An 11,674-nucleotide genomic window follows, 5' to 3' on the forward strand; every position below is an offset into this window, starting at 1 on the left:
GGCTCGTCCGAGCCGACTCGCATGGCAGGCACCACGCTCTTCACCCTCCTCGACGACCTGGCCGCGCTGCTCGACGACGTCGCCGTCCTTACGAAAGTGGCGACCAAGAAGACCGCCGGGGTGCTCGGCGACGACCTGGCCCTCAACGCCGAGCAGGTGGCGGGCGTCATCCCGGAGCGCGAGCTGCCGGTCGTGTGGGCGGTGGCCAAGGGTTCCACCGTCAACAAGGTGATCCTCGTGCCGTGCGCCCTGCTGATCAGCGCCGTGGCGAGCTGGGCGATCACCCCGCTGCTGATGCTGGGCGGCGCCTTCCTGTGCTACGAGGGCTGCGAGAAGCTGGCCCACCGCTGGCTCGCGCCGGCCGACGACGCGCGCCGCGAGGCCGCGCTGGTCCAGGCGATCGCCGACCCCGCCGTCGACATGGTCGCCTTCGAGCGGGACAAGATCCGCGGGGCCGTGCGCACCGACTTCATCCTCTCGGCCGAGGTCATCGTGATCTCGCTCGGCGCGGTCGCCTCGGCGCCGTTCCCCACCCGCGTGCTGACGCTCGTGACGGTCGCCCTGCTGATGACCATCGGCGTCTACGGCCTGGTCGCGGGCATCGTCAAGCTCGACGACCTCGGCCTGCACCTCAGCAAGCGCACCGGTGTGACGCGACGGATCGGCGAGCTGATCTTGCGCGGCGCGCCCTACCTGATGAAGGGCCTGTCGATCGCCGGCACCGTCGCCATGTTCCTGGTCGGCGGCGGCATCCTCGTGCACGGGATCCCCGGCGCCGAGGCGCTCGGCCAGCGGCTCGCCGCCGTCGCCATCCCGGGCGCCAGCTTCATCCTGCCCAGCCTGTACAGCGGCCTCGTCGGCCTGCTCGTCGGCGCGCTCCTGCTCGCCGTCGTCACCGGCGTCCAGCGGCTCGTCCGCGGCTCGCGCGAGGCCACCGGCGGGTCCGCCTGAGCTGCAGATCCGCGCGCCGCGCCTCACCGTTCGCGGCGGCGGAGCCGCTTGGGACAGCGTCGCAGCCTCGGCGACCGTGACGGGTCACGCTGCGGCCGGCCCGGCTCGGCGGCTGCGATTGGGCACAGCGTCTCCAACGATTCGCAATCGTAGCACTCGCCCTCGCCGCATATCTCGACACCGGGCGCCGCTCGGCGAACCGCTCATTCTCGGCGGGCATCGGCGAGCGCCCACCCATGCAGCGCCGGACCCGCGCCCGGCGTTCACGGCGACGGCGGCGGCTGGTTCTTGAGCGCCTCGATCCGCTGCTTCTCGGCCGCCTCCATGTCCTGCACTTCCTGGCTCTTGGGCCGCGGGGTCGACTTCATCCACGTCTTGCCCCGGTCATCCAGCTTCGTGTCGTAGCCCATGTTCCTGCAGCGCAGGGCCCCGGCCTCGTTGTTCTCCTCGAAGAACGTCGAGGGCGCGGGGCAGGCGTTCTTCTTGATCTCGACGCCGCAGGTCGACCCACCGTCCGGAAACTGGTGGATGCAGGTGCCGTCGGGGTTGCAGGCGGCGAGAACGGGGACCAGGAACAGGGCGAGGACGTACCGTGACATGGAGCTGGACGGTACGAGGGACCTTCGTGGCGCGTCAAGCGGCAGCCCCCCCTGGGCCCACGCGCACGGCCGCCTGAAGCGACGATGGCGATAAAGACAGCGGCGGCGAATCACCGCGTCGGCTCAGCGTTCTCGGGGGTGGCGAGCCCCGAGCGCCCGATTGGCGCGCGCAGCCGGAGACGGGCGTGGCCCACTGCGGCATCGTCCCCGCGAGTCCGTCGAGCTGCGCGAGGGCGTCGCGCATTGCCGGGACCTCCGCGGTGACTCTCTCCCTGTGGGTGACCCGAGGCGCCGAAGCTCGCGGCGCATGAATGTCGGAGATCGGGAGCCCGAAGTCAGAGACATCAGCGAGCGCGCACGATGTCTGTCTCGATCTCGCCTGACGCACGCCGCCGCGAAGATCATCGCGACCGCGGCCGATGATGACTCGCCGTCGCCATGCACGGTGGCAGCCCATCGTGTCGGGCGTGCCAGGGACCTGCCGCGATCGACAGGTCCCTCGCACGAGGGCCGCGGCGGTCGCGTCCGCCGGCTCTCCGCATCGGCGCCGCGGACCGGCGACGGCGGGCTCATCCTCGACGACCTCGGGCCGTAACCACCCTCATGCAGAGCCCGGCGGAGCATCGCGCATGGCGACCTGATCATCCGCGGACCCGGGTTGACATTGTGGACGTCCGGCTATCACCTCATTCGCGGTCCGATGACTCGTCACGCGCCAAGCGTGGTGGCGAAAATTGCGCCACGACCCCCAAATCCTTCGTATCGAGCCACCGCCGCCGCCTCGCCGCCCCGAGCACGACTTGCCCGGTGATTCTCCGCAAGTGCTGTCCTGCGCGGCGCGGCGGGACGCCGACCTGCACGGGCGCGGGTGCTTCTCAGTCCGACCTCGGTGGGGTAATGGACATCCACCATGGCGCTCGACTCGGATGCTCTCCCCAGCCGCTCGGGTCGGCTGCACGTGCTCGCCGGTGGCGGCGAGATGGGCGCCCGCATGCGGGAGATCGACTGGGCGGCCACGCCGCTCGGCCCCGTCGACGCCTGGCCGCAGAGCCTCAAGACCTGCGTCCGCATCATCCTGACCTCGCTCCAGCCGATGTTCGTCTGGTGGGGCGACGACCTCATCAATCTTTACAACGACGCCTACAAGTCGATCGTCGGCGGCAAGCACCCGGAGGCGCTCGGCCAGCCCGCCTCCGTCGTGTGGCGCGAGATCTGGGATCAGGTCGGCCCGCGCGCCGCCTCGGCGATGCGCCTCAACGAGGGCACCTACGACGAGGCCCTGCTGCTGATCATGGAGCGTTACGGCTACCCGGAGGAGACGTACTACACGTTCTCCTACAGCCCGGTGCCGAACGATCAGGGCGGGACCGGCGGCATCATCTGCGCCAACACCGACGACACCCAGCGGATCCTCGGCGAGCGCCAGCTCGCGCTGCTGCGCGAGCTCGCGGCCCGCACCGCCGACGCACGCACCTGGGCGGAGGTATGCGCTCGCGGAGCGGCGTCGCTGCAGACCAACCCCAAGGACCTGCCGTTCGCGCTGATCTACATCGCCGACGCCGACCGGCGCCGCGTGCAGCTCGCGGGGGCCGCCGGGCTCCCGCCTGGCCACGCCGGCGCGCCCGAGTTCGTGTCGACGCTCGAGGACTCCGTGTGGCCGTTCGCCGAGGCGCTACAGGGCCACGAGCGCGTGGTCGAGCTGCCACCTGTCCTCAAGGACATCCCGTCCGGCGCCTGGCCGCGGCCGCCGACGCACGCCGTCGCGCTGCCGATCTCCCCGTCGGGCGAGACCGGCCGCGCCGGGGTCCTGATCGTCGGGCTCAACCCGTTCCGTCAGCTCGACGACAACTACCGCGGCTTCTTGCAGCTGGCCGCCGGGCAGCTCGCGGCCAGCATCGCCAACGCGCTGGCGTACGAGGAGGAGCGGCGGCGGGCCGAGGCGCTCGCCGAGCTCGATCGCGCCAAGACCATCTTCTTCAGCAACGTCAGCCACGAGTTTCGCACCCCGCTGACGCTGATGCTCGGCCCGCTCGAGGACGCGCTGTCCTCGGCGCAGCGCCGGCTCGTGGGCGCCGATCTCGACACCGCGTACCGCAACGCCGTCCGCCTGCTCAAGCTCGTCAACGTGCTGCTCGACTTCTCGCGCATCGAGGCCGGCCGGATCCAGGCCTCGTACGAGCCGACCGACCTGGCGGCGCTGACCACCGACCTGGCGAGCGCGTTCCGCTCGGCCATCGAGCGCGCCGGGCTCGTCTTCACCGTCGATTGCCCGCCGCTGCCCGAGCCGATCCACGTCGACCACGACATGTGGGAGAAGATCGTGCTCAACCTGCTCTCGAACGCGCTCAAGTTCACGTTCGAGGGCACGATCGCGGTCGCGCTGCGCCTGCACGGCGACCAGCTCGAGCTGGCCGTGAGCGACACCGGCACCGGCATCCCCGAGCACGAGCTGCCGCACCTGTTCCGGCGCTTTCATCAGGTCCAGGGCGCGCGCTCGCGGACGCACGAGGGCTCGGGCATCGGGCTCGCGCTGGTCCACGAGCTCGTGCGCCTGCACGGCGGGACGCTCCACGTCACCAGCGAGGTCGGCGTCGGCACCACGTTCACGGTCGCGATCCCTCGCGGCCACGCGCACCTGCCCGCCGATCGGCTGGGCGCCCGCCGCACCCAGGTCTCGTCGGCGACCGGCGCGGCGCCCTACGTGCAGGAGGCGCTGCGCTGGCTGGCCGGCCCGCAGCAAGACGACGACCTCGGCGAGGACGCGCTCGGCCCGGCCTCCGATCCGGGGCTCGACGCCGGACCGCCGGCGCGCATCCTCCTCGCCGACGACAACGCCGACATGCGCGACTACGTCGGCCGCGTGCTGCAGCAGCGGTGGATCGTCGAAGCCGTGCCCGACGGCGCCGTCGCGCTCGCGACGGCCCTCGATCGCCCGCCCGACCTCGTCTTGACCGACGTCATGATGCCGAACCTCGACGGCTTCGGCCTGCTCCACGCGCTGCGCGAGGACCCGCGCACGCGGCGGATCCCGGTGCTGATGCTGTCGGCGCGCGCCGGCGAGGAGTCGCGCATCGAGGGCCTCGAGGCCGGCGCCGACGACTACCTCGTCAAGCCGTTCTCCGCCCGCGAGTTGGTCGCCCGCGTCGCCACCCACCTGCAGATCGCCCGCCTGCGCGCCGTCGCCGAGCACGAGCGCGCCAAGCTGTACGACCTGTTCATGCAGGCGCCCGTGCCGATCGCCGTGTTCGTCGGTCCGGAGCACCGCTACGAGGTCGCCAACCCGCCGATCTGCGAGATGCTCGGGCGCCCGGAGCTGGTCGGCAAGACCATGCGCGAGGCGTTCCCGGAGATCGGCGAGCACGCCGTGATCGCCTCGCTCGACGCCGTGCTGGCGACCGGAGAGCCGGTCCACGTGTTCGAGCTCAACATCCCGCTCCTGCGCCACGGCGCGATCCGGGACGCTTACTTCAACTACGTCGCCCAGCCGATCCGCGACCCCAGCGGCGCGGTCACCGGCGCCATGGTCGTCGCCTTCGAGGTCACCGAGCAGGTGCTCGCGCGCCACCGCGTCGAGCGGCTGTCCGAGGAGCTGGCCCTCTCCAACAAGGAGCTCGACCAGTACGCCTACGTCGCCTCGCACGACCTCAAGGCGCCGCTGCGGGGGATCGCCAGCCTGTCGCAGTGGATCGAGGAGGCGCTCGGCGACAAGCTCGACGAGGAGTCGCAGACGCACATGCACCTGCTGCGTCGGCGCGTGTTCCGCCTCGAGACACTGATCGACGGGATCCTCCACTATTCGCGCGCCGGCCGGGTCCGCGTCGACGCGACCACCGTCGACACCGGCCAGCTGCTCGCCGAGGTGGTCGAGCTGCTGTCCCCGCCGCCCTCCGCGCGGATCTCGATCGCCCCGGGCATGCCGACGCTGACCACCGAGCGCATCCCGCTCCAGCAGGTGTTCCAGAACCTGATCGGCAACGCCCTGAAGCACGCGCACCGCGACGACATCCAGATCGCCGTCACCGGCCGCGACGCCGGCCAGCTCTACGAATTCTCGATCCGCGACGACGGGCCGGGGATCGCGCCGGAGTTCCACGAGCGGATCTGGGGCCTGTTCCAGACCCTCGAGTCGCGCGACAAATTCGAGGGCGCCGGGATCGGGCTGTCGGTCGTCAAGAAGATCGTCGAGAGCCGCGGAGGCAGCGTCGCCCTCGAGTCGCGACCCGGCGCGGGCGCGACGTTCCTCGTGCGCTGGCCCAAGCGCTCCGGCTGAGGGCGAGCCGGCGCAGCTTGATTTCTTGGCCCGACGCACCGAAGCTGAAACACCCTCCATCCTCCCGGCGACCGGCACGACAACGAGCCCACGATGGACAACCGCGAGCTACACATCCTCCTGGTCGATGACGACGAGGTCGACGTCCTGACCATCAAGCGCGCCTTCCAGCGCAACCGGCTGACCAACCCGATCCACGTCGCCCACAACGGGCTCGAGGCGCTCGAGCGCCTGCGCGACGGCTCGCTGGGGCCGCGCCGGCTGGTGCTGCTCGACATCAACATGCCGAAGATGAACGGCATCGAGTTCCTGCGGGCCGTGCGCGCCGACCCGGCGCTGCAGGCCACCTCGGTCGTCGTGCTGACGACCTCGAACGAGGAGCGCGACCGCGTCGACGCGTTCAAGCTCAACGTCGCCGGCTACCTGCTCAAGCCGGTCAGCTTCGGCAACTTCATCGACCTGATGGCGACGCTCAACAAGTACTGGACCCTGGTCGAGATGCCGTGACCACGCCTCACCCCGACCTGGACTACGTTTCGAACCCGCGTCCCGGCGAGCCGGTGCGCGTGCTGGTGATCGACGACGACGAGGTCGACCGCGAGCTGGTGCGGCGGGCCTTCGCCAAGTCCGGCCTCGAGGTGACGCTGATCGAGGACGACGACCCGATCGCCGCGCTCGAGCGTCTGCGCCGGTCGCCGGTCGAGGTCGTGCTGCTCGACTATCAGTTCCCGCGCCACGACGGGCTGGTCGTGCTGCGCGGGCTGCGGGAGCTCGACGTGTTCGTGCCGGCGATCGTGCTCACCGGGCACGAGGACACCGCGCTGGCGGTCGAGCTGATGAAGAACGGCGCGGTCGACTACATCGCCAAGGGCGCGCTGACGCCTCAGCGGCTCGCGCAGAGCGTCCGCCACGCCCTGCGCCTGCGCGCCTCGGAGCTGGCGACCCGCGCCGCCCAGGAGGCCCTGCGCGCCAGCGAGGAGTTCAGCCGCCGGATCTTCGAGTCGAGCCACGACGGCATCATCGTGCTCGACCTCGAGGGCCACATCCTTTCGATCAGCCCCGGCGGCCTGCGCCTGCTCGGCGCCGCCGGGCCCGACCAGCTGCGCGGCCGCTCGTGGGTCGACCTGTGGAGCAGCGCGCACCGCCAGGAGGTCGCCGGGGCGCTCGCCGAGGCGCTCGCCGGCAAGGTCGGTCGGGTCGTCGGCCTCGGTCCCACCCTCGACGGCGCGCAGATGTGGTGGGACGTCATCGTCTCGCCGGTGCTCGCCGCCAGCGGCAAGCCCGAGCGGCTGGTCGCCACGGCGCGCGACGTCACCGAGCAGCGGCGGCAGGCGGAGTTCGAGCAGCAGCTGATCGGCATCGTCAGCCACGACCTGCGCAACCCGCTGTCGGCGATGCTGACCGGCGCCTCGCTGCTGTCCGAGCTGCTGCCGCCCGACTCGCCGCTCGCCGAGATCGTGCAGCGCATCGATCGCAGCGGTCAGCGCGCGACCCGGCTGATCCGCGACCTGCTCGACTTCACGCAGGTGCGCGCCAGCGGGCGGCTCCCGATCGATCCGCAGCCGGTCGAGATCCACGAGGTGTGCCGCCAGGTGGTCGACGAGGTGGCGCTCAACCATCCCGACCGCCTCATCGTCCATCAGCCCGAGGGCGACGGCGAAGGCAATTGGGATCCCGATCGGCTCGCCCAGGCCGTCGGCAACCTCGTCCACAACGCGCTCAGCTACGGGCTCTCCGGCACGCCCGTCACCGTGCGCAGCGTCTGCCACGGCGCGCGCGCGCAGGTGCTCGTGCACAACATGGGGCCGCCCATCCCGCCGGAGTCGATCCCCTGGCTGTTCCAGCCGTTCCGCCGCGGCGAGCAGCGCCTCGATCGCGAGCGCAGCATCGGCCTCGGCCTGTTCATCGTCCGCGAGATCGTCGACGCCCACGGCGGGCACGTCGCCGTGCGCTCGGCCGCGGGCGAAGGCACGACCTTCCACATCGAGCTGCCGCGCGCCTAGGCGTCCTCGACGGCCGCGCACGCCGCCGCCGGCGAATCAATCGTAGCGAGTGTCGACCGTCAGGGTCAGCCGCGTGACGGCGCCGCTGGCTGCGCCCCCGAGGTCCTCGACGGCGAGGAACCAGGTGCCGCCGGCGCTCTCGTCACCCGGCACGCCGACCTTGAACAGCTGCAGATCGATCACCGGCCCGTCCGCGGTGATGACGGCCGAGCTGGTCCCGGTCGGATTGACGAGGTGCACGGCGAGGCTGTTGGCCGCGTCCTGCACGATCTGCAAGTCGAGGTACGCGGCCGTCGGCACGGTCGCCACGCCGGAGGCGAGGATCGGCAGCAGCAGCGTGCCGGCGGCGACCAGCTGCGAATCACCGGCAGGGCCGGCGAAGCTGCGGCGCATCCAGCCCGGTCGGCACACCCCGTCGCCCTCGCCCTCGAGCCGGTCGAGGCACAGCAGGCCGTTGGCCGGCACGCAGTCGGCGTGCGCGCTGCAAGCTTCACCGTCGCCCGGGATCGCGGCCTGGGACACGCAGGTGCCCGGCGCGAGCACGACCCCGCCCTCGCCCTCGAGCACGTCGAAGCACGTGTGCGAATCGCCGCACGTCAGCGCGTCCTCGCAGGGCTGGCCCTCGATCGTCTGCTCGACCCCGCAGCGGGTGAACACGTCGGCCTCGATCGCGCCGGCGATCGTCAACGTGTGCCAGAAGAACAGGCGGCCGTGGCGGGCCCCGTCGTAGCGCGCCGAGAACAGCACGAGCACGCGGTCGGTGCCGACGTCGAGGACCGTGAGCAGCTCGACCTCGCCCTCGTCGGTGGCGCTCAGGGCCGCTTCCACGGAACCGCTGTCGACCCCGATCTCCGCGCTCGCCCGCAACAGTTGCTCCTGCTCGGTCGCGTCGAGCTCGGCGGCGCTGGTCACGATGCGCCGATCCATCAGCACGATCCCCGGCGCGAACAGCAGCCCGTCGTACGAGTCCGGCAACAGGCACACGTCGGTGAACAGGATCGTCTGCGCGCGACTGATGCACGCCGGCAGCACGGTCTCGACGAACTGCGGATACTCGAGGTCGCAGATCGGGTCGTCCGGCGCGCTCGCGCAGTGGGCGTCGTAATCGTCGGCGACCGGCTCGGCGTCGCTGCACATGAACAGCAGGTCGAGCAGGAAGTTGCCCGGGGCCAGCTCGGGGTCGCTCTGCAGCGCGGCGACGCAGGCCAGGATCGCCTGGTCGATCGCCTCGGGGCACTGCAGCGGCACATCGGGATCGCCGGTGGTGCCGGTGGTGCTCGTCGTGCTCGTCGTGTCCGTGTTCGTCGTGTCCGTGCTCGTCGTGTCCGTGCTCGTCGTGTCCGTGCTCGTCGTGCTCGTGATCTCCGGGCCGGTGGTCGGTTCACCGGTCGTGACCTCGCCTGTCGTGACCTCGCCCGTCGTGACCTCGCCCGTGCTCGTCGAGGTGCTCTCCGCCGGCTCGCCGCTGGTCTCGCTCGAAGTCCCCGTCTCGCCGGCGCTCGTCGTCGCCCCGGTGCCGCCAGGCTCCCCGGCGCAGGCCGTGGCGACGAGCAGAGTGAGCGGGACGAAGCGGGACAGCGCGGCGAAGTTCGACATGGCGACTTCTTACGCCATGCCGGCAGGCGCCGCACCCGGTGAACGCCCGCGCGCTGTCGACGATCGCTCACCGAGCTGTACAGCGCGCCGCTCCGTCCGATATATGAGCGGGGATGTCGAGGCTCTCGCTGTTCGCGTTCGTGCTCGCTTGCACGACGGCATGCCGTCCGTCCCCGAAGCCTGCCTCGCCGGCCGCGGCCGTGAGCGAGGGCGCCACGAGCCCGGCGTCGGGCGTTCCCCCGCGCGCGGCGAGCGGCGAGCCTGCCAGGCGCGAGGCGGTCGAGACCACCGTCTTTCATCTTCACAAGTTCCTGCAGCGCATCGGCGTCGAGCGCGACACTTACACGCGCGACGGCGCGGGCGAGATCGAGGCCAAGGCGTCGTTCGGGTTTCAGGACCGCGGCAGCCAGGTCACGCTCGCGGCCTCGTTCCGCCTCGGGCCCGACGGCATGCCGCGCGACTACCAGGCCTGGGGCCGCACCTCGCGGCACTCGTCCATCGACGAGCGCATCACCCAGGAGCCTGACGGCTCGTTCACGCACAGCCGCGTCGGCGAGGCGCCGGTGCACGCCGGGGCCCCTGCCGCGTCCGTCATGGCCTCGGGCTACGCCCCGCTGCTCGCCCAGGACCTGATGCTGCGCGCCTGGGTCGCGCGTGGCCGACCGGCGACCATGACCTTGTTGCCCGCGGCGACGTTGACGATCGAGACGCGCGGCAAACACGAGCACGAGGTCGAGGGCAAGCGCGTGACCCTCGAGCACGTGAGCGTGCGCGGGCTGGTGTGGGGCCGCGAGGACGCGTGGCTCGACGACGCCGGCAAGCTCGTCGCGGTGGTGACGCGCGACGCCGAGTTCGACCACTTCGAGGCCGCGCGCGAGGGCTTCGTCGCGCTCCTGCCGGAGCTGGTGGCGCGGGCCGGTGCCGACGGCGCCGCGTGGCTGTCGGAGGTCGGTCAGTCGGCGTTGCAGGGGCCGGCCGGGGTCGTGGCCCTCGTCGGCGCCGACCTCGTCGACGGGACCGGGCGCGCGCCGGTGCGGGACGCCGTCGTCGTCTACGACGGCGACAAGATCGTCGCCGCGGGGCCCCGCGCTTCGACGCCGATCCCCCCGGGCGCGACCACGATCGACGTCTCGGGCAGCACGATCATACCTGGCCTCTGGGACATGCACGCGCACGTCCAGCAGGTCGAGCAAGGCGCCGCGTATCTCGCGGCCGGCGTGACCACCGTCCGCGACCTCGGCAACATCCTCGAGTTCGTGACCGGCATCCGCGACGCCATCGACGCCGGCGCTGGCCTGGGGCCGCGGATCCTCGTCAGCGGCATCGTCGACGGCGACGGCCCTCGTGCTCTCGGCACGGTCCGGATCAAGACCCGCGAGGACATCGCCCCGGTGCTCGATCGCCTCAAGCGCGCCGGGTGCCTCGAGGTCAAGCTCTACTCGAGCATCGCGCCCTCGCTGGTGCGGGCCATCGCCGAAGCGGCGCATCGCCGCGGCATGCGAGTGGTCGGGCACGTGCCGGAGGGCATGCGCGTGCTCGAGGCGATCGCGGCCGGCTACGACGGCGTCAGCCACGTGACGTTCCTGTTCGAGCCGCTGTTCGCCCCGGGCGAGGCGGCGAAGCTGTCGCGCGAGGCCAGGGGTCGCCGGATCGCGGACGCCGACTTCACGAAGCCGCCGCTCGCGCAGGTGATCCGCACCTTCGCCAGCAAGAAGGTGATGCTCGACGACACCCTCGCGCTGTTCGAATTGCTGAACCACACCGCCGACGACAACGCGCGCCGCGAGCCCGGCCTCGCCAAGCTGCCGCGCGAGCTCCAGGGCCTGTTCGACGGCTCCTCGCCCGAGCAAGCCGCCCTCGACGGCGCGATCTTCGACCGCTTCCTGGCGTTGGTGGGCGAGCTGCACCGCGCCGGCGTCCCGATCGTCGCGGGCACGGACATCTCGGTGCCCGGCCACTCCTTGCACCGCGAGCTCGAGCTCTACGTCCAGGCCGGAATCTCGCCGATGGCCGCGATTCAGGCCGCCACGAGCGTGCCTGCGCGCTTGATGGGGCTCCAGGCCCAGGTCGGCACCGTCGAGCCGGGCAAGCGCGCCGATCTGGTGATCGTGAAAGGCGACCCGATCGCCGACATCCGCGCCGTCCGCAAGGTGACGCGGGTGGTCGCGCGCGGGCGCATGTACGATCCGTCCGCGCTGTGGCGAATCGCTGACTTCGTGCCGTGAAGAGCTCCCGCGCGCGACCGCGGAGCGCCC

7 protein-coding genes are annotated in these 11,674 nt (G+C 71.7%); 5 read left to right on the forward strand and 2 right to left on the reverse strand.

The window, feature by feature from the left end; genetic code table 11:
- The first annotated feature begins 21 nt into the window (after positions 1-21).
- Complete coding sequence (locus tag POL25_RS29645; RefSeq protein WP_272089608.1) at positions 22-951, forward strand: DUF808 domain-containing protein; 930 nt, start codon at positions 22-24, stop codon at positions 949-951.
- 263 nt (positions 952-1,214) lie between these two features.
- Here POL25_RS29645 and POL25_RS29650 read toward each other — a convergent pair whose 3' ends face one another.
- The gene (locus tag POL25_RS29650) at positions 1,215-1,550 is read right to left on the reverse strand and encodes a hypothetical protein (RefSeq protein WP_272089609.1); all 336 of its coding nucleotides are present in this window, start codon (positions 1,548-1,550) and stop codon (positions 1,215-1,217) included.
- Between the two features lie 910 nt (positions 1,551-2,460).
- Here POL25_RS29650 and POL25_RS29655 point away from each other — a divergent pair.
- The 3 genes from POL25_RS29655 (at position 2,461) to POL25_RS29665 (ending at position 7,823) form a co-directional block, all read left to right on the forward strand.
- Entirely contained in the window at positions 2,461-5,820 is a 3,360-nt protein-coding gene (locus POL25_RS29655; protein ID WP_272089610.1) for an ATP-binding protein, read from the forward strand.
- A 93-nt stretch (positions 5,821-5,913) separates the two neighbouring features.
- Entirely contained in the window at positions 5,914-6,327 is a 414-nt protein-coding gene (locus POL25_RS29660; RefSeq protein ID WP_272089611.1) for a response regulator, read from the forward strand.
- A complete protein-coding gene (locus POL25_RS29665; protein ID WP_272089612.1) occupies positions 6,324-7,823 on the forward strand; it encodes a sensor histidine kinase in 1,500 nt (499 codons plus the stop codon). Before POL25_RS29660 ends, POL25_RS29665 begins: the two co-directional genes overlap by 4 nt.
- 36 nt (positions 7,824-7,859) lie before the next feature.
- On the opposite strand, the gene POL25_RS29670 is transcribed toward POL25_RS29665, so the two are convergent.
- The gene (locus POL25_RS29670; RefSeq protein ID WP_272089613.1) at positions 7,860-9,419 is read right to left on the reverse strand and encodes a hypothetical protein; all 1,560 of its coding nucleotides are present in this window, start codon (positions 9,417-9,419) and stop codon (positions 7,860-7,862) included.
- Between the two features lie 113 nt (positions 9,420-9,532).
- On the opposite strand from POL25_RS29670, the gene POL25_RS29675 reads away from it, so the two are divergent.
- Complete coding sequence (locus POL25_RS29675) at positions 9,533-11,644, forward strand: amidohydrolase family protein (protein ID WP_272089614.1); 2,112 nt, start codon at positions 9,533-9,535, stop codon at positions 11,642-11,644.
- Positions 11,645-11,674: the final 30 nt, after the last annotated feature.

It is taken from the genome of Nannocystis bainbridge (assembly GCF_028368995.1).
GTDB classification, from domain to species: domain Bacteria; phylum Myxococcota_A; class Polyangia; order Nannocystales; family Nannocystaceae; genus Nannocystis; species Nannocystis bainbridge.